Annotated in this window: 20 protein-coding genes; 17 read left to right on the forward strand and 3 right to left on the reverse strand. The window is 37.4% G+C overall.

What is annotated here, in order from left to right; translation table 11 throughout:
- Positions 1-41: 41 nt before the first annotated feature.
- From BKP45_RS06850 to BKP45_RS06865, 4 genes are all read left to right on the forward strand, one after another.
- The gene (locus tag BKP45_RS06850) at positions 42-479 is read left to right on the forward strand and encodes an SRPBCC family protein (RefSeq protein WP_071388906.1); all 438 of its coding nucleotides are present in this window, start codon (positions 42-44) and stop codon (positions 477-479) included.
- Positions 480-600: 121 nt separating this feature from the next.
- Complete coding sequence (locus BKP45_RS06855) at positions 601-1,116, forward strand: VanZ family protein (protein WP_245747390.1); 516 nt, start codon at positions 601-603, stop codon at positions 1,114-1,116.
- Positions 1,113-1,922, forward strand: a complete 810-nt coding sequence (locus BKP45_RS06860; protein WP_071388907.1) for an SGNH/GDSL hydrolase family protein — start codon at positions 1,113-1,115, stop codon at positions 1,920-1,922. Before BKP45_RS06855 ends, BKP45_RS06860 begins: the two co-directional genes overlap by 4 nt.
- A gap of 649 nt (positions 1,923-2,571) precedes the next feature.
- The gene (locus tag BKP45_RS06865) at positions 2,572-2,823 is read left to right on the forward strand and encodes a hypothetical protein (RefSeq protein ID WP_071388908.1); all 252 of its coding nucleotides are present in this window, start codon (positions 2,572-2,574) and stop codon (positions 2,821-2,823) included.
- A gap of 34 nt (positions 2,824-2,857) precedes the next feature.
- Here BKP45_RS06865 and BKP45_RS06870 read toward each other — a convergent pair whose 3' ends face one another.
- The gene (locus BKP45_RS06870) at positions 2,858-3,454 is read right to left on the reverse strand and encodes a hypothetical protein (protein WP_139193752.1); all 597 of its coding nucleotides are present in this window, start codon (positions 3,452-3,454) and stop codon (positions 2,858-2,860) included.
- A 302-nt stretch (positions 3,455-3,756) separates the two neighbouring features.
- Entirely contained in the window at positions 3,757-4,392 is a 636-nt protein-coding gene (locus BKP45_RS06875; protein ID WP_071388910.1) for a YigZ family protein, read from the reverse strand.
- 707 nt (positions 4,393-5,099) lie between these two features.
- Between BKP45_RS06875 and BKP45_RS06880 the strand changes: the two genes are divergently transcribed.
- From BKP45_RS06880 to BKP45_RS06895, 4 genes are all read left to right on the forward strand, one after another.
- Positions 5,100-6,227 (forward strand): sensor histidine kinase, encoded by a 1,128-nt coding sequence (locus tag BKP45_RS06880; protein WP_071388911.1) that lies wholly within the window; start codon positions 5,100-5,102, stop codon positions 6,225-6,227.
- Between the two features lie 19 nt (positions 6,228-6,246).
- Positions 6,247-6,951, forward strand: coding sequence for a response regulator (locus BKP45_RS06885; RefSeq protein ID WP_071388912.1), 705 nt, complete (start codon positions 6,247-6,249; stop codon positions 6,949-6,951).
- A 186-nt stretch (positions 6,952-7,137) separates the two neighbouring features.
- Entirely contained in the window at positions 7,138-8,817 is a 1,680-nt protein-coding gene (locus BKP45_RS06890; RefSeq protein ID WP_071388913.1) for a DEAD/DEAH box helicase, read from the forward strand.
- The gene (locus BKP45_RS06895; RefSeq protein WP_071388914.1) at positions 8,817-9,518 is read left to right on the forward strand and encodes a ComF family protein; all 702 of its coding nucleotides are present in this window, start codon (positions 8,817-8,819) and stop codon (positions 9,516-9,518) included. Before BKP45_RS06890 ends, BKP45_RS06895 begins: the two co-directional genes overlap by 1 nt.
- Here the strand turns inward: BKP45_RS06895 and BKP45_RS06900 are convergent.
- Positions 9,515-9,811 (reverse strand): hypothetical protein, encoded by a 297-nt coding sequence (locus BKP45_RS06900; protein ID WP_071388915.1) that lies wholly within the window; start codon positions 9,809-9,811, stop codon positions 9,515-9,517. The genes BKP45_RS06895 and BKP45_RS06900 overlap by 4 nt on opposite strands.
- A gap of 181 nt (positions 9,812-9,992) precedes the next feature.
- Between BKP45_RS06900 and BKP45_RS06905 the strand changes: the two genes are divergently transcribed.
- The 9 genes from BKP45_RS06905 (at position 9,993) to BKP45_RS06945 (ending at position 17,073) form a co-directional block, all read left to right on the forward strand.
- A complete protein-coding gene (locus BKP45_RS06905; protein ID WP_071388916.1) occupies positions 9,993-10,427 on the forward strand; it encodes a TIGR03826 family flagellar region protein in 435 nt (144 codons plus the stop codon).
- A gap of 400 nt (positions 10,428-10,827) precedes the next feature.
- Positions 10,828-11,085 (forward strand): flagellar biosynthesis anti-sigma factor FlgM, encoded by a 258-nt coding sequence (flgM, locus tag BKP45_RS06910; RefSeq protein ID WP_071388917.1) that lies wholly within the window; start codon positions 10,828-10,830, stop codon positions 11,083-11,085.
- 156 nt (positions 11,086-11,241) lie between these two features.
- Positions 11,242-11,736, forward strand: a complete 495-nt coding sequence (locus tag BKP45_RS06915) for a flagellar protein FlgN (RefSeq protein ID WP_071388918.1) — start codon at positions 11,242-11,244, stop codon at positions 11,734-11,736.
- A 194-nt stretch (positions 11,737-11,930) separates the two neighbouring features.
- Positions 11,931-13,535 (forward strand): flagellar hook-associated protein FlgK, encoded by a 1,605-nt coding sequence (flgK, locus tag BKP45_RS06920; protein WP_071388919.1) that lies wholly within the window; start codon positions 11,931-11,933, stop codon positions 13,533-13,535.
- 108 nt (positions 13,536-13,643) lie between these two features.
- Positions 13,644-14,576, forward strand: coding sequence for a flagellar hook-associated protein FlgL (gene flgL / locus BKP45_RS06925; RefSeq protein WP_071388920.1), 933 nt, complete (start codon positions 13,644-13,646; stop codon positions 14,574-14,576).
- 31 nt (positions 14,577-14,607) lie between these two features.
- On the forward strand, positions 14,608-15,186 hold the full coding sequence (locus BKP45_RS06930; RefSeq protein WP_071388921.1) for a DUF6470 family protein: 579 nt from the start codon (positions 14,608-14,610) through the stop codon (positions 15,184-15,186).
- Between the two features lie 144 nt (positions 15,187-15,330).
- On the forward strand, positions 15,331-15,774 hold the full coding sequence (fliW, locus tag BKP45_RS06935) for a flagellar assembly protein FliW (protein WP_071388922.1): 444 nt from the start codon (positions 15,331-15,333) through the stop codon (positions 15,772-15,774).
- Positions 15,775-15,777: 3 nt separating this feature from the next.
- Positions 15,778-16,008 (forward strand): carbon storage regulator CsrA, encoded by a 231-nt coding sequence (gene csrA, locus BKP45_RS06940; RefSeq protein ID WP_071388923.1) that lies wholly within the window; start codon positions 15,778-15,780, stop codon positions 16,006-16,008.
- A 243-nt stretch (positions 16,009-16,251) separates the two neighbouring features.
- The gene (locus BKP45_RS06945) at positions 16,252-17,073 is read left to right on the forward strand and encodes a flagellin N-terminal helical domain-containing protein (protein WP_071388924.1); all 822 of its coding nucleotides are present in this window, start codon (positions 16,252-16,254) and stop codon (positions 17,071-17,073) included.
- The last annotated feature ends 15 nt before the right edge of the window (positions 17,074-17,088 follow it).

Consider the following 17,088-nt stretch of genomic DNA (forward strand, 5'->3'; position numbering starts at 1 on the left):
ATACTATTTTTAAGAACTATTTCAACCTTGGAGGAAATCTAATGAAAATGATCGAATACAGCGTCATTATTAATAAACCAGTCTCAGAAGTATTTGCTTACATCGAAAATCTTGAAAATAGACCCAAATGGGAGCTAGGAGTTGTCCAGGCGAAGGTTGTATCAGGAAAGTATGCAGAGCCAGGCTCAGTTATTCAAATCACAAACCAACTATTAGGAAAAAAGATGGAGACCGTCGCAAAAGTAATAGAATTTGAGGAAAATAAGTATGTGATCTGCCAAGCTGACAAGCCGTTTTACCATGAAATTTCGAATATATATGAAGATTTAAATGGGAAAACCAAATTTATTCGAAGAGCAACAGCTCACATTGATCAAGAAAAGAAAGTGCCAAAGCTCGCCACATCCCTCCTAATAAAAAAAGTTGAAAAAGCCTTTGAAAAAACTGTTCAAAATGCCAAAAGACAAATAGAAAAATAAGTTCGACGTAATTCGGGGCGTGACAGGAACGCCCCGATTATAATTTCTAAAATGGTAGTTTTTTGTCATTTTTTCAGGTATAATAAGCCTTATGTAAATTTGGAAAACAGTGGTGGGGAAATTGGTTCACTTTAAGAAAAAGCACTTCATACATTTTAGCGTTTATTGGCTCCCGCCTATATTATGGGCTGGGTTAATTTTCTATGCCTCATCACAACCGTATGAAAACCAGGACTTACGACCGGCACTAAGCTCTAATTTTAATTTAAACTTTACCGAGGAGTTATTTTCTGATGTTGCCTTTTATTATGCAGGAAGCGAAGTTAGTATTGAAACTCGTGGAGTCGAAGGCTTTGTTGAATTTTTTATACGAAAAGGGGCTCATTTAGGCGTTTACTTCATTCTAGGCTTTTTAGTTTTCCGTCTCATTAGAACTTACATATCTCAACCTTCAAAGACGTTTTTCATTTCTTTTTTTCTTGTTGTTTTATACGCAGCAACCGACGAATTGCATCAATACTTTGTCCCGAATCGTACTGGAATTATAGATGATGTTATTTTAGATAGTATAGGTGGTTTATTAGGAATCATAGTAGCAATATTCCTTTATAAAAAAAGAAACAGGAGATTAATATGAAAAAATTTGTGCTCTTATTACTTTTAATTATTATTGCAGGTATAACTATTTTTTATGGAAGAATCGAATACAACAAAAAAATACAGCAGTCAGTTTTTCAGGCGCAAGGGGAAATGGATCGCTACAAGGAAGAACTTGAAGAGAGACAACAACAAGAAGAACTCGAAAGACAAAACTATATCCTCACTTTAGCAAAAAATATGGATCAACAACTATCCGACATGTTTGTACAAGCAATTGAAAAGGGAGAAGTTATTCATGTCGTTACTATGGGTTCAGCAGCCTTATCCGCTGAAGACGATGAGCTTTCTTGGCCTAGACTAGTGGAAAGCGCGGTTAACGGAAGATACGGAACAAATATTATAAAGATAGATGTTTTATCGTATGGTCGAGAGAATACCTTCGAAGTCGTTCGGAAAGGTAGACATTTACATGCAGCTGAGATGAATCCAGATATTTTTATACTGGAGCCATTTATTTGGAACGACAATGGCTATGCAAGAATTGTCGATACCCTTTATCATGTTGATGTGATAATAGATGCAGTTCAAAGTGAAAATGAGGATGTCATTGTACTCATTCAACCACCTAACCCGATTTATGGTGCAGGTCACTACATCAATCAAGTAAACGCTTTGAAAGATCATGCTAAAGAAAATAATCTTCGTTATATCGATCATTGGCAAAACTGGCCTGAATCAACTGATGAAGCCTTACATGAATTCATAACTGAGGAAAGTACCCCAAATCAAGAAGGGCACGAAATTTGGTCCGACTATATTATTGATTTTTTTGCAGCAAAATAAAACAGTTGAAAGAGTAACCGTGTGTTACTCTTTTTTTAGTTTGAAGATTTTTTAGTTTGAAGAACAATGAAAGTTGAAAGTTAAATACATAAAAGATGTCCAAACAGATTCCTAATAAAAGGGTAAAATTAGACAGGGAAGCCAGCATATTCGCTTATTTCGTCAAAAAAATCTAGTTTTTTTTGAAAGGATGTCATATAATGTCAGATATACTTGTCTCTTCGCAAAAAAAATATATGCATTTTTATCCCTACGAGTAAAGTGAGTTATAACATCATTTTCGTATAAAAATAAATAAAAAAGTTTACAATAAATTAATGAACATTCACGATTTTTGCTACAAGATATATACGGCTTGGTTTTGGTAATTATGAAATTCACTATTATACATAGTTATTTATCCCACTCTTAAGGGGCAAGTAAGACCCCCACCTCAAAACGTAAGAAAATCGAGAAGTTTAGGTGGGGGATAAACTGCCCCTAAAGGTCCGATATAGAATAACTTTCATCAGTGAAGCTGATGATTAGTTATTCTTATGCCCGTGGTATAAGTTGAACTAACAATCAGTGGGGGATGAAGGAAAACCTCCACTGATTGAAGTTCAGCTTTATTAATAGAAACGAGATAATACGTAAAGGGGAGACGGAAATGCTAGGTTTACGTTTGATTAGGGGGAAGAAAAAGGTAGAAGACGCAACACATGCCAAGTGCCCTCACTGTGAAAAAGAAGTAAAAATTGAGTTATGGAATAAGCAGACGAGAGCTTTTTTAGGGGACGCAATTCCATGCGTAACAGAAGGGCTAAATACCAAAATCCCTTATCAATGTCCGGAATGTTTTTCAGGACATCTAGCAAAAAGTATTAAATTTATCTCAAAAGAGAAGCAAGACATCTTTTAAGAAAAAAATGGGTACCAATGTTTGGTACTCATTTTTAGTTTGTTAGCATCGAATACAAAGATTGTACTTTCTCTTGTTTGATGGCTTCGTATTGCTCCCTAAAAGGTACCGCTTTATCTACAGAATAGCCAAAGTAAGTTAATTCAGCCTCGAGATCTTTATACATCTTCTCAAAATCAAAATCAATTTCACTTTCTAAATCTTTTAACTTAGGATAATACGTTCTGTAAAACGAAATCAGAGAGGGGTTTTCTTCATTTGCGTACTCATCAATGGCCTTTGAAGCTAAATTAGAAACCTTTTGGAATGCTTCTTCTTGAAGCTGTTCAAAGGAAGTTTCGTATTTTTCTTTTATTTGTTCGCTCGTTACGAATGTAGACGTATCTTCTACGTACGAATATTCCTGTCTTTCTTCGGCTTCCAAAAATTCTTTTGGTACACCATGCCGCTTGTCATCAAAATAACTACGTGGCTCCTCTTGTGATATTACCTTTTCACTAACATTCATTTTGTCTTTAACCCGAAATTCACTTTGTTGTACGTTTACTTGGTTTTCAACCATAACAATCAATACCCCTAGTACGAGTAGGAACGAAATAATAAATAATTTTAATGACCGTTTTCGTCTCATAACTATGGAAACACCTCAATTTCTAAAGCTTTTCCTACAATTATCGCCAAAAAGTAAAAAAAGTATCCTTGTATGGAAACGAAGGATACCGTGTTTATCCCACTCTTAAGGGGTAAGTAAGACCCCCACCTCAAAACGTAAGAAAATCGAGAAGTTTAGGTGGGGGATAAACTGCCCCTAAAGGTCCGATAAGTTGAACTAACAATCAGTGGGGGATGAAGGAAAACCTCCACTGATTGAAGTTCAGCTTTATTAGTAGTATGAAATTTATGGTTGAGAAATGATGTTACGTTTTTTCATTATCAACAAACATCTTGTTCTAAATACTCTAATTCGCCTTCTTCAATATTAGCCTGTCCATTTGTTAAATCCGTCATCCAAGCAATAAAGCTGTCGGTTTCATCACTTGCTACATATGTTTCAACTTCAACTTGATCGAGATAGTGAATTTCTTTAATAAGATAGCGAGAACTTCGAAGTTCGTTTTCAAGCTTTCCAAGCCATGTATAATCAACTGTCGTATGAAAAATTCGCATTAATTTCCGTTCGACAATACCTGTCGCATTCAAGCCTTCGCTCGTTGCACTACCGTAAGCACGGATCAATCCCCCAGCACCAAGTTTTATCCCGCCGAAATAACGAGTCACAACAACGACCGTATCTTTTAAACCACGCTTTTTTAACACTTCAAGCATCGGTACTCCAGCAGTTCCGCTCGGCTCTCCGTCGTCATTTGCTTTTTGAATGTGATCACGTTCACCGATTAAGTAAGCGGAACAATTGTGATTTGCGTCCCAATGTTTTTTCTTTATTTTTTCAATAAAACGTTGAGCTTCATCTTCCGTTGTTACTCGGTCTATATAAGTAATAAATCTAGATTTTTGAATGACAATTTCATGTTCCCCATACCCTTTAACAGTTTTATATATTGAAAGCACACTCTCCATTCCTTTCTTTTATTATTAGTGGTGTCATACGACGGCCGCTCACTTAAACATGCATTAAACATAACGCTTTTATCATAGTTTACATTTATCTCACTATTACGGGCAGTAGACCCCACCCCAAATCTAAAGAAAATAGAAAAGTTTAGGTGGGGGATGAAGGAAAACCCTATTGATTGAAGTTCAGCTTTAAAAATAGGCGCTTTACATAGGTGAATTCCTACCACCATGGTGTTAACGTACATGCCCTTATTAGCCATATTGTACCACATTTGTGACATCTTAAATGAACATCATGAATTAACACCTGACACAAAAAACATATGGTAAAATAGTAAAAAAGGGGTTGACATTAAATGTTATTTGGCAGTAACATCCAATCCCTGAGAAAATCTATAAAAACGATATGCTTAATCAAACTGATTTGATCTTAAGGGTCATAGTCCCCCACAACAATGAAGTTAGGTATTTGCTTTTTTCTAAAAAGTAACATGTTAAAGCATTGGAATTATTAGTTCGACTAGTACCTTTCCTAAATATGATCATATAGATTAGTAGGTTTAACTGGATAATTGGAAGGTGAAATTCCCCGAAAAATAAAAGTTGCCAACTTAATAGGAGATTATACCTATTCAAAGATTGGGTATATAGTGTCTATTTTATCAGTCAATTGTTCTGTACATTAAAATGGAGGACAAAAAATGTCAAATAAATCAGTCTTAGACGAAATAGTAAAAAAAATGGTTGATACGGTTATTCAAAGTAAAGAGCAAGTTTTTGACATAACGGAACAATCGCGAAACGAATATTCACAGCTACAGCTAGAGTTAGTACAAGTTCAGATGAAAGTAGCTTCTGTCATAGAGAATACCGATAAAACAGAACGGTATGCTAGGTTTGCTAGAAATCGTTTAGCTGAAGTAAGTAAGAATTTCGATAAATTTAGTGACGAAGAAGTACGAAATGCCTATGAACAAGCAAATGATTTCCAAGTCAAACTCGCTTTGTATCGCCAAGAAGAAAAACAACTTCGTGAACAGCGTGACCATATGGAACGTCGCTTACTCGCTCTTCAAGACACGATTAAAAAAGCCGAAGCATTAGTAGGGCAAATTTCAGTGGTATTAAACTACTTGACTAGTGACTTACAACAAGTGAATGATATTCTAGAAGATGCAAAAGAGATGCAAGAGTTTGGATTAAAAATTATTGAAGCTCAAGAAGAAGAGCGTAAACGAGTGTCAAGAGAAATACATGATGGTCCAGCACAAATGATGGCAAACGTTCTTCTTCGATCTGAACTCGTTGAGCGCATATATAAAGAAAAAGGTATAGAAGAAGCCCTAAAAGAAATTCGTGATTTACGAGCGATGGTTAAAAGCTCATTATCAGAAGTGAGACGTATTATTTATGATCTCCGACCAATGGCGTTAGACGATCTTGGGTTAGTTCCTACCCTAGCAAAGTACTTAAAAAACTTTCAAGAGCGTACAGGATTAGAAATTTCGTTTCGTAACTTAGGGAAAGAGGAGCGCCTTCCGTCTGCATTAGAAATTGCTATATTTCGTTTAGTTCAAGAAGCAGTGCAAAATGCCCAAAAACATGCGAATCCAAAACAAGTTCAAGTGAAAATGGAAATTAAAGCAACAAAAGTCATGGTTATTATTAAAGACGACGGTAAAGGCTTCGACCAAAATGAGAAAAAAGATGGTGCCTTTGGATTACTAGGAATGAAAGAAAGAGTTAATATGTTGAAAGGCGAACTTACCATCGATTCAAAAATAAACAACGGCACAATTATTATGCTTGTCATTCCAATACATGCATAGAAATGAGGGAGGACTTCACATGTTCGACACAAATGAAAGAAAAATAAAAATCGTTATTATTGATGATCACCAACTTTTTCGTGAAGGTGTGAAACGAATACTAGATTTGGAAGATAATTTTGAAGTTGTAGCAGAAGGTGATGATGGTTCAAAAGGAATCAGTCTAGTTGAACAACATAAACCCGATGTTATTTTAATGGACATTAATATGCCAAAAGTAAATGGAGTAGAGGCAACGCGAGAACTTATCGAGACGTACCCGTGGGTGAAAGTTCTAATTCTTTCTATCCATGACGATGAATCATATGTTACGCACGTATTGAAATCAGGTGCCTCTGGTTACTTATTAAAAGAAATGGATGCAGATTCTTTAATTGAAGCTGTAAGAGTGGTCGCAGATGGGGGCGCTTATATTCACCCAAAGGTAACTCACAATTTAATTAATGAATTTCGTAGATTAGCTTCAGAGAAAGCACCGGATACAGAAATCGGTTTTCGCGAAGTCGAATACGTTCGTCCATTACACCTTTTAACTCGACGTGAGTGTGAAGTGTTACAGTTAATGACTGACGGAAAAAGTAATCGTTCCATCGGTGAAATTTTGTTTATTAGTGAAAAAACCGTTAAAAACCACGTCAGCAATATTTTACAAAAAATGAACGTAAATGATCGTACCCAAGCAGTTGTAGAAGCGATCAAAAACGGATGGGTTATCGTACGATAATAGATCGATTTATGTTAAGGAAGTAAGGGCAAGTCACAGATGGTTTTAATAGCACAAAACTATTGGACAATTGTTCACAGTTCTTGATACGATAACAATGGAAAAGGTTGATGTAAAGCTTGTGCAAAACCTTGTGCAAGCTTTTCCTTTATCATTTCTCACTACAACTAAAGAGGTGATTCATTTATGAAATTCGTCACGCTTGTTCGTGAAGAGCAGCGTTATGCTTGTCCTATTCCATGTTTACCTTCGGATACGACTACTGCTTCACCACCTACTGCAATGAGTAAACTCCTAGATTTTTACCAACCCCCATTGAATGAGACGTTTCAATTTTCAATCGAACTCCAGCAACTCCTCAACGGTCGGAAACTACTTCTTCAAGAAATTCCCTTTCCTATTCATCTCATTCACGATCACTACTTAAACGGATATGTTTCTTATAACAAAAGCATAAAAGAGGAGAACGGAACATACACCTGCTTACGTTGCGGTAACACCGAGAAACATCTTTTTGCTAAGTATCAGTGTGCTAGGTGTGACGAAGAGTGTACGTATTGTCGTCACTGTATAACGATGGGAAAAGTTAGCCAGTGTTCACCGCTCATCACCTGGTCAGGCACACCTATTCAATATCCGAAACAACATCGGCCTCTTCGATGGGAAGGAAAGCTTTCACCTGGACAACAACAAGCATCAGAAAAGATCGTTCAGGCTGTTGAGAAGTCGCTACGATTAGAAGGTTGCAAAAAGGTTATTGGTCAACAACAAGAAGTACCACTAGTTCCTAACGATGTTACTAAGAGTGAGAAAAAACTTAATACGAATGTCCATTGTCTTACTTTACACCAATTGTTACTTTCAATCTTCAACAAGCAGCGACAGTCGCAAACCGTTCAACAAAATAAGCTCCTCGTCTGGGCCGTTTGTGGTGCAGGAAAAACGGAAATTCTCTTTGAAGGAATGAATCGAGCACTTGAACTTGGGCAGAACGTTCTTATCGCCACGCCTCGAAGCGATGTTGTCCATGAACTAACTCCGCGCATTAAAGCAGTGTTTCCTAGTACTTCAGTTATATCATTGTTTGGTGGTAGTGAAGATCGTGGCAAACAAGGACAGCTTGTCATTTCGACGACACACCAGTTACTAAGATATAAAAATCACTTTGACTTTGTTGTTATTGATGAAGTAGATGCTTTCCCCTTTTCGTATGATCCAATGCTAAAGTATGCAGCAAGCCAATCAGCAAAACCCGAAGCAACAACAATCCTACTAACGGCGACGCCAGATAAAAATTTACAAAAACAAGTAACAAAGGGAACGCTTGACGCAGTGAAAATTCCGAAACGCTATCATGGTCACCCTCTTCCTGTACCTACTGTAGAATGGTCAGGCAACTGGAGAAAGCTATTATCTAAAGGTTTGATTCCAACTAACATTTGCGAATGGCTAGAAAAAAGAATGAACTTAAAGCAACAAGCATTTTTATTCGTTCCTTCGGTTGCTGTCCTTCAAAAGGTTGTCCCTATTTTACAAACGACGTATCCCTCAGTAGAAGGGGTTCATTCAGAAGATCCTGATCGCCGCGAGAAAGTTCAAAAATTCCGTAACGGTGACATTCTTATTTTAGTAACGACAACTATATTAGAGCGTGGTGTTACGGTTCCGAATATTGCAGTAGCCGTATATGGTGCTGACGATGATGTATTTACTGAAAGTGCACTTGTGCAAATTTCAGGTCGTGTTGGTCGTAGTGCAGAGTACCCGAGTGGTGACATCGTTTTTTATCACTATGGAAAAACAGAAGCGATGCTAGACGCGATTGACCATATTCGAGAAATGAATAAATTAGGAGGTTTTTCATAATGAACTGTTTATGGTGTCATGAATATTTTATTGAAAAAGTATGCTGGCATTATGTATTTGGCTTGTCAACACCCCCTGTTGTATGTGAGCGGTGCAGGGAAGAACTTGAGTTAATCTTAGATGATGACATATGTGATAAATGCGGTAGACCTTTTCGACATTTAGCCTCCGAGTATCGCCAAGGTAATTTATGTAATGACTGTGTTCGCTGGGGAGATCGTGCATTAACAAAAAATCGATCTTTATACGTGTATAATGAATTTTTACAAGAAGTGATCGCCAAGTGGAAGTATCGTGGTGATAGTGAGATTGCAAAGTTGTTCTGTCCGTCACTCAAAAGGTGTGCAAACGAATTTGGTATGATCGATGCAGTCATTCCGGTTCCTTTAAGCGATGAAAGGCTATACGAAAGAAGTTTTAATCAAGCTAAAATGCTAGCGGAAGCTCTACCCTACCCACTCGTTGAGATTTTAAAAAGAAATGATCGATCTACAAAACAAAGTAAGAAAAGTCGTAAAGAACGCTTAGAAGGAGAAGAAAGGTTTCAAATGGTGCCATCTTTTCCTTACGACTTACAAGGAAAAACGATCTTACTCGTTGATGATATTTATACTACAGGAGCAACCCTTCACTCTGCTGCCAATGTATTAAAAGAAAATGGTGCAGCAACTATTTTTTCTCTAACTGTTGCCCGCGGTTAATTAAGTAAATTGACAATGTTTTTTAGATGGGACTTTGTGACGCATTGTTCGATTGCTTCACTATTACGAACAACTTGCTCGTGAACGATTGAGAGCTTCGCGTCGGTTTTATCAACTTTAGCTTCAATTCGATCTAATCTTTCATCTACTCGATCAAATCGTTCGTCAATTCCGTTCAATCGGTGATCAATTCCGTTTAATCTTTTATCGACTCCACGTAATCCGTTTTCTACTCCACCCAACCTATGATCAATTTCTCCTAAAATCTTGATTATTAATTGTAATTCACTCACATGTATCTCCTCCTTTTCTACGGTTAGTATACCACAGAGCTACTTCGAATTAAAAGAACGTTTGTTCTGTTTTCCTGTTAGAAAATCTAACTTTTTTTTATACTTATAACAAAAAAACTTTATGAAATAGGTTGATGTGCCGATATAAATATTAAGAACTTTTGTGATGGAGGAAAGAGAAATGGCAGAAATCCTAAATTGTCCGCGGTGTAATAAAATTTTTGTGAAAAATTTACGAGATGTTTGTACCGATTGTGCAAAAAAAGAGGAAGATGATTTTCAAAAAGTATATCAATATGTTCGGAAAAAAGATAATCGAATGGCATCTATCATTGAGGTTGAAGAAGGGACGGGGGTCTCACAAAGATTCATTTATAAATTTATAAAACAAGGAAGAATTTCACTCCACAATTTTCCGAATCTAGGATATCCTTGTGAATCTTGTGAAAAAATAATAAGAGAAGGGCGTATTTGTGCAGCTTGTAAAACGAATATCACAAGTGGACTCGACCGAATTGAAAGTGAAAAGAAGTTTCAAGAAAGAAAAAAACAGGATGAGAATAGTAAATATACAACATACCATTCGTTGAAAGATAAAGTTGATCGAAGCACATAAGTAGTTGTACCATTAGTTCTATCCTAATGGTTCTTTTTTCTCTTTATCTCACTCTTAAGGGGCAAGTAAGACCCCCACCTCAAAACTTAAGAAAATCGAGAAGTTTAGGTGGGGGATAAACTGCCCCTAAAGGTCCGATATAGAATAACTTTCATCAGTGATAGCTGATGATTAGTTATTCTTATGCCTGTGGTATAAGTTGAACTAACAATCAGTGGGGGATGAAGGAACCCCCCACTGATTGAAGTTCAGCTTTATGAAAGTATTTGTACTTAGCAACTAGTGTTTCAAACCTGTGTTCAAATAAAATAGAATAAAAATAAAAAAACTAAACAATTAAGCGTTTATTGACGATACTATAAATAAGATAAACTCGTGATAAGTCAAAGGGGTGAACAATATGAAAATTAACCCGTATAATCAAATCCAAAACATATACAAAAAACAGCTAGAGAAAGCTCAGCCTAAAGGTGAGGTTTCGAAAAAGAAAGATCAAGTTGAAATTTCTACAGAGGCGAAATTAATGCAACAAGAATCAAGAATTGTAACAGAGCGAAAAGAAAAGATTGAGGCTTTAAAGGAAAAAGTTCAGTCTGGTGAATACAAAGTAAACCCACAAGAAGTTGCTAAGAAGTTTTATGGCTTCTGGAATCAGTAAAGCTTTCCATTAAGCAGTGAAATTCCGCTTTATTTCAACTGTTTGCTAGTTAAACTCATACTAAAGTTTTAGGGTGAGAATACTTCCTTAAACTTATTTAATATTTTACGTTTCTTACTGCTTTTTAAGAGTTGGGAAATCTTGGAGGTGAAGTAGATGTCTGCTGAGTTAATGATTCAATCTATGAAAAAATTAATTGAAATTCATCAAACGTTTTGTGAAATTGCTAAAGAAAAAACGGAATGCTTGAAAAAAGGGGACATCGCTCACTTGCGAAGCCTCATGCAAAAGGAAGTTGTTCAACTAAAGCAACTAGAACGAGTGGAACAAGAGCGGATTAGGCTCGTTCAATTTTTTATCCAAGGCAAGGGGTTAGTAACAGAAACCGGAACGTTAACCGAGCTCCTTCCGTATGTTAGTGATACCGAAAAAGAGGAGCTCGTTAGTTTGCAAAAAAGCTTAACTGAGCAAATTAACCTACTGAAACAAGAAAACGAATTAAACCAGCAATTAATTCAAGATTCGTTACGGTTTGTGAATTTATCTCTTGATGTTTTAAAGCCTGAGGCCGAAACTGGAAATTACGGGCGACCAGATAAGGAATTCGACGATGGAATTCAAGGACGTTCTCTTTTTGATTCGAAAGCGTAAAGAGATTGAGAGAGTGATTAAGTTATAGATGAAGGTGGTATGAGAAAAGAGGGTGTCCAAAAACAAAGTGTCAGACACCGTATCGCACCTATATATAGATGGATGTCGAAACTGAACCTCTGTATATAGTAGAATGCACGTGGTGTCAGATCCTTTTTGGAACCCTCTTTTCTCAAGAAATGGAGGAAGTGTAAATGAAGTCGACATTTCAAGGGTTGGAGACAGCCCGTCGTGCCCTTTATACACAGCAAACAGCACTACATGTAACAGGGCATAATATTGCAAATGCGAATACACCAGGTTATTCGCGGCAGCGCGTTAATTTTTCACAAACAACGCCATTTCCAGGTGTAGGTTTCAATAGACCCGATATTCCAGGGCAAGTTGGAACAGGTGTACAAGCTGGATCCATTCAACGTACTCGAGAAAGTTTCTTAGATATGCAATATCGTGGGGAAACGAGTAAGTTTGGCTATTGGGAAACTCGTTCCATTGCGTTAGAAAAAATGGAAGACATTATGAATGAACCTACAGAAGACGGAATTGCCAATACGCTTGACCGATTTTGGACAGCACTTCAAGATTTATCTGTTCACCCAGAAGATTCTGGTGCTCGTTCTGTTGTTCGTCAACGAGGAATGGCGTTAGCGGATACGTTTAACTATACAGCGGATTCATTAATGGCTATTCAGCGAGATCTAAAAGTTCAATCGAATGCGACTACGAATGAAATTAACTCATTAACGAGACAAATTAATAATTTGAATAAACAAATAGCGGCAATTGAACCACACGGATATTTACCAAATGATCTTTATGATCAAAGGGATCTTTTAGTAGACCAACTTTCAAAGCTTGTGAACATTAAAGTTGAGCCTGTGAGAAGTGGCGGACAAGCGCTTGAAATAGCTGAAGGAAGATATACGGTCAAATTAATCGATGAAAATGGACGTGATTTAGGGGTTACACTTGTCGATGGAACACGTCTTACAAACAATGATGTAAAAGTCGAGTATGATCAAAACAGTGGGCTTGTCAGTCAAATTTTAGTTGGCCCAGCTGGGTTTGATGATAACGCATTAAGTGGAGTCGTCGCGTTTAACTTTGAAGATTTTAATGCGATTGGAAAATTAGTTGCCGATATAGAAGCGCATGGCTATTTAGCGAAAGACGGTTCTGAACAAGGTGTTTACCCGAAAATGCTTCGAGATTTAGATACAATGGTTGTTACATTTGTAGAAGAGTTCAACCGTGTTCATCATGAAGGTTGGAACTTAAATGATGTGAAAGACGGTGCAAAAGGTGATCCGATTGACTTTTTTACATTTGCAGGTTTTACGCCAACTGCTGGTAATCCAAAAGGTGCGGCAACAAGCTTAAGAGTATCTGATGAAATTGTTAACGAGCTTGATAATATTGCAGCTTCTATCCCAACTTCCATTGCAGACTCGAACAGAGGGTTTGCAGGTGACGGATCGAACGCACTTGCATTAGCGAATGTAAAAGATGCAATGCTAAACTTTGGTGGGACAACAACGACAGTGCAGAGCTTTTACCAAGGTGTTATTGGAGAAATGGCGGTTAGCGGAAACGAAGCAGAGCGTATGATGAAAAATACGGATACGTTACGCCTGTCTGTTGATCAACGTCGCGAAAGTATTAGTGGTGTCTCTCTTGATGAGGAAATGACTAACTTAATTCAGTTTCAGCATGCCTATAATGCAGCTGCTAGAACTATTACATTAGTAGATGAAATGTTAGATACGATTATTAATAGAATGGGTACAGTTGGTAGATAAGACTTACCTTTAAAATGAATCAGCAAATGTAGCTAGAGAACTGTATTTCAATCTTTTGGGATAAAAAGTAAAACGCCATTTTTTATAGAAGAATAGTAGGTGAAATTGATGCGTGTAACGCAAATGATGCTTTCAAATAACACTCTCCGTCACATGTCTAACAGCTATCAAAAGTTAGGGAATATCCAAGATCAATTAGCAACTGGGAAAAAAATTACGCGAGCTTCTCAAGATCCTGTTGTTGCGATGAATGGAATGCGATATCGCTCACAAGTAACGGAAGTCGAGCAATTTAAACGTAATCTTTCAGAAACATATAACTGGATGGACACGGCTGACGCAGCGTTAGATGAAGTGACCCTAACTCTACAACGAATTCGTGAGTTAACGGTACAAGCTTCGAATGATTCGTATGAAGAAACGCAGCGTGAAAATATTCGTAAAGAAGTAACGCAACTTCGTGAGCATTTAGTGGCGTTAGCGAATACTCGAGCAAACAATAAATTTATTTTTAATGGGACGGATACGATCACGCCGCCCGTTGACGGTGATGCAATGAAAAATGCCTACGATACAGCCCGCGTAACTGGAGTTGTAGAACTTCCTGAAGGCGCGGTTTCGGCAAATGACCAACAAGTTCAATTTGAGTTGCTTAAAGGGGTTAATATTGCAGTTAACATTAATCCAAAGAACGTATTTTCTGAACAATTTTTTACAGATATTATTGAATTAGAACGTACATTAAGTGATCCGAATTCGACAGCTGAAGATATTAGTGCATTTATTGATAGGGTTGGTGATAATATTGATCATGTCGTGAATGAACGTGCGGAGCTTGGGGCAAGATTGAACCGAGTCGAAATGGTCGAAAATCGTATTATGGAACAAGAAGTCATTGCTAAACGCATCATGTCTAATAATGAAGATGCCGATATGGAAAAAGTAATTATTGATCTCGTTTCTCAAGAAAGTGTTCACCGGGCAGCTCTATCGGCAGGGGCACGAATTATTCAGCCGACATTAATGGACTTTTTACGTTAAATTAGTATTTTGAGTGAAAGGGGGAGAGTTGATGCAACTACCATCATTAAATATTCAATCGGTTCGTGGACAAACTGGTATTCAGTCACAACGCCCCCATATTCAAATACAGAATCATAAACCCAATTTTTCAATCAAACAAGACCATGCTTTTGTAGAAATGAGTACGCAACAAAGTAAGCTTACGATTGATCAAAGAGAAGCTTTTGCATCCGCTAATTCGAAACACGTTTACCGTTTGAACGAAGAGTTTGCCGCAAAAGCAATGAGTAATGCGCACCAAGCGATCGCAAAATATGCAAGAGAAGGCGATCAACTAATGAGGATTGAAAATGGTGGCGATGTCATTCCTCATTTAGCAAAAGTAAACAGCGTCCTTTTCCCTGAAAAAGGAATTACGCTCGGGCAAATGCCAAAACCTTTTTCGGTAAAAGTTCAGTTTCAACGAAGTAAGACAAATTACCGGGTAAACGAAGGCGGAGTTCATGTTCAAGCACAAAAAAACGTTCCTACCATTCAACACAGACCTTGGCAAACAGACGTCTACGTACGTCAAAAACAAAGCATTCAATTTAAGGCAGTCGGACTTCAATTCAATCAACAACGATAGCTTCGAGTTATTCTCGAGGCTTTTATGTATATGAAAAAATTCATCAAGGTTACAAGCACCTAAATTAGTTTTCTGTCGCATGTTTAAATCAACCCAAAACTGCATTACAATAACAGTAAATATAAAATAAAGTGGTGAGTAAAAATGAAGATTCAAACGAAATATTTAGGGGAAGTAGAAATTAACGAAGAAAAAATTATCCATTTTGAAAATGGAATCCCGAGCTTTCTCGACGAAAAAAAGTTTATCATCCTCCCATTCGGAGAAGGAACACCGCTATACATATTACAATCGGTCACAACACCAGAGCTCGGCTTTGTCATTGTATCACCGTTTGATTTTTTCCCAGATTATCAAGTGAAGTTATCAGATTCAACAATCGAAGCTCTCGGAATAGAAGCAGAAGCCGATGTCACTTTATTTGTCATCTTAACCGTCCAAGATCCATTTACAAATACAACGGCCAACCTACAAGGTCCAGTCGTGATCAATAGTAAAAAACAAAAAGGAAAGCAAATTTCCTTAAACGATCCAAACTACACAACCAAGCACCTACTCATCCCACAAGCCGTCGGTCAGGAGGGGTAGAGGATGCTAGTACTTTCTCGAAAAAAAGATCAGTCGATTATGATTGGTGATGATATTGAAATAACGGTATTGGCTATTGAAGGTGATCAAATAAAGCTAGGGATCAATGCGCCTAGGTCAGTGGAGATACAGAGGAAAGAGATTTATCTGGCTATTCAAGAGGAAAATAGTGAAGCAGCGAATGCTTCGATTAATTTGTTGCAGCAACTGACAAGTACACTACAGAAGAAATAGGAACAGAGTCGATTGGCTCTGTTTTTGTTTCGAAAAAAACAATAATCTGACAAAAAAATAAATTAATTTACATAAAACTTCTACCAAACTATTAAACATCTAAACCCTTTGTCCGATATAAGTATTGTAGGAACGGAAATGAGAAGAAAGGCGGCCGACTTTCCAACCATTTTACGTTCAAAAACATTCCAACCACAAGGACGTGGGCGGAGTAATAAAACAAATTCAAGGAGGAAATTTATTATGATTATTAATCACAATATGAATGCAATGAATGCTAACCGTCAAATGGGAGTTAATATTAACGCAGGTGCAAAGTCGATGGAGAAATTATCTTCAGGACTTCGTATAAATCGTGCTGGAGACGATGCCGCTGGTCTTTCGATTTCTGAAAAAATGCGTGGGCAAATTCGTGGATTAGACCAGGCTGCTCGTAACTCACAAGATGGCATTTCTTTAATCCAAACTGCTGAGGGAGCTCTTAATGAAACTCATGCAATACTTCAACGTATGCGTGAACTAGCTGTTCAAGCTTCAAATGATACAAACGTTACTGCTGACCGTGATGCTATCAGAGATGAACTTTCACAGTTAACGAATGAAATCACTCGTATTGGTACTGAAACTGAGTTCAATACTCAGAAGGTGTTGCAAAATTCCGCGACATACAATTTTCAAGTAGGAGCAAATTCTGGCCAAAATATTCAGCTATCAATTAATATTATGACAGCTGGTGGAAACGGCTTAAACATCTCAAACATTGCGGCTAGTGTAGGTTCTTATGGAGCTGCTACTGGTGCAGTTGATCAGATTAACGCTGCGATAGCTCTTGTTTCTAAGGAGCGATCTAACCTGGGTTCAGTGCAAAATCGTTTAGAGCATACAATTAAAAACTTAAATACAGGTGCTGAGAATTTACAAGCCGCTGAATCACGTATTCGTGACGTAGATATGGCTAAGGAAATGATGGAGTTCACTCGATCAAACATCTTAAACCAAGCTTCTCAAGCTATGCTAGCACAAGCTAACCAACAGCCACAAGCAGTTCTACAACTATTAAGATAACAAAAAACAAAGGCA

It is taken from the genome of Anaerobacillus alkalidiazotrophicus (assembly GCF_001866055.1).

Coding starts and splice junctions, on each gene's coding strand:
- fliW (WP_071388922.1), top strand. CDS start 15,331: ATGAAGATTCAAACGAAATATTTAGGGGAAGTAGAAATTAACGAAGAA.
- BKP45_RS06885 (WP_071388912.1), top strand. CDS start 6,247: ATGTTCGACACAAATGAAAGAAAAATAAAAATCGTTATTATTGATGAT.
- BKP45_RS06945 (WP_071388924.1), top strand. CDS start 16,252: ATGATTATTAATCACAATATGAATGCAATGAATGCTAACCGTCAAATG.
- BKP45_RS06880 (WP_071388911.1), top strand. CDS start 5,100: ATGTCAAATAAATCAGTCTTAGACGAAATAGTAAAAAAAATGGTTGAT.
- BKP45_RS06870 (WP_139193752.1), bottom strand. CDS start 3,454: ATGAGACGAAAACGGTCATTAAAATTATTTATTATTTCGTTCCTACTC.
- BKP45_RS06895 (WP_071388914.1), top strand. CDS start 8,817: ATGAACTGTTTATGGTGTCATGAATATTTTATTGAAAAAGTATGCTGG.
- BKP45_RS06860 (WP_071388907.1), top strand. CDS start 1,113: ATGAAAAAATTTGTGCTCTTATTACTTTTAATTATTATTGCAGGTATA.
- BKP45_RS06850 (WP_071388906.1), top strand. CDS start 42: ATGAAAATGATCGAATACAGCGTCATTATTAATAAACCAGTCTCAGAA.
- BKP45_RS06890 (WP_071388913.1), top strand. CDS start 7,138: ATGAAATTCGTCACGCTTGTTCGTGAAGAGCAGCGTTATGCTTGTCCT.
- BKP45_RS06930 (WP_071388921.1), top strand. CDS start 14,608: ATGCAACTACCATCATTAAATATTCAATCGGTTCGTGGACAAACTGGT.
- flgL (WP_071388920.1), top strand. CDS start 13,644: ATGCGTGTAACGCAAATGATGCTTTCAAATAACACTCTCCGTCACATG.
- BKP45_RS06905 (WP_071388916.1), top strand. CDS start 9,993: ATGGCAGAAATCCTAAATTGTCCGCGGTGTAATAAAATTTTTGTGAAA.
- csrA (WP_071388923.1), top strand. CDS start 15,778: ATGCTAGTACTTTCTCGAAAAAAAGATCAGTCGATTATGATTGGTGAT.
- BKP45_RS06915 (WP_071388918.1), top strand. CDS start 11,242: ATGTCTGCTGAGTTAATGATTCAATCTATGAAAAAATTAATTGAAATT.
- BKP45_RS06865 (WP_071388908.1), top strand. CDS start 2,572: ATGCTAGGTTTACGTTTGATTAGGGGGAAGAAAAAGGTAGAAGACGCA.
- flgM (WP_071388917.1), top strand. CDS start 10,828: ATGAAAATTAACCCGTATAATCAAATCCAAAACATATACAAAAAACAG.
- flgK (WP_071388919.1), top strand. CDS start 11,931: ATGAAGTCGACATTTCAAGGGTTGGAGACAGCCCGTCGTGCCCTTTAT.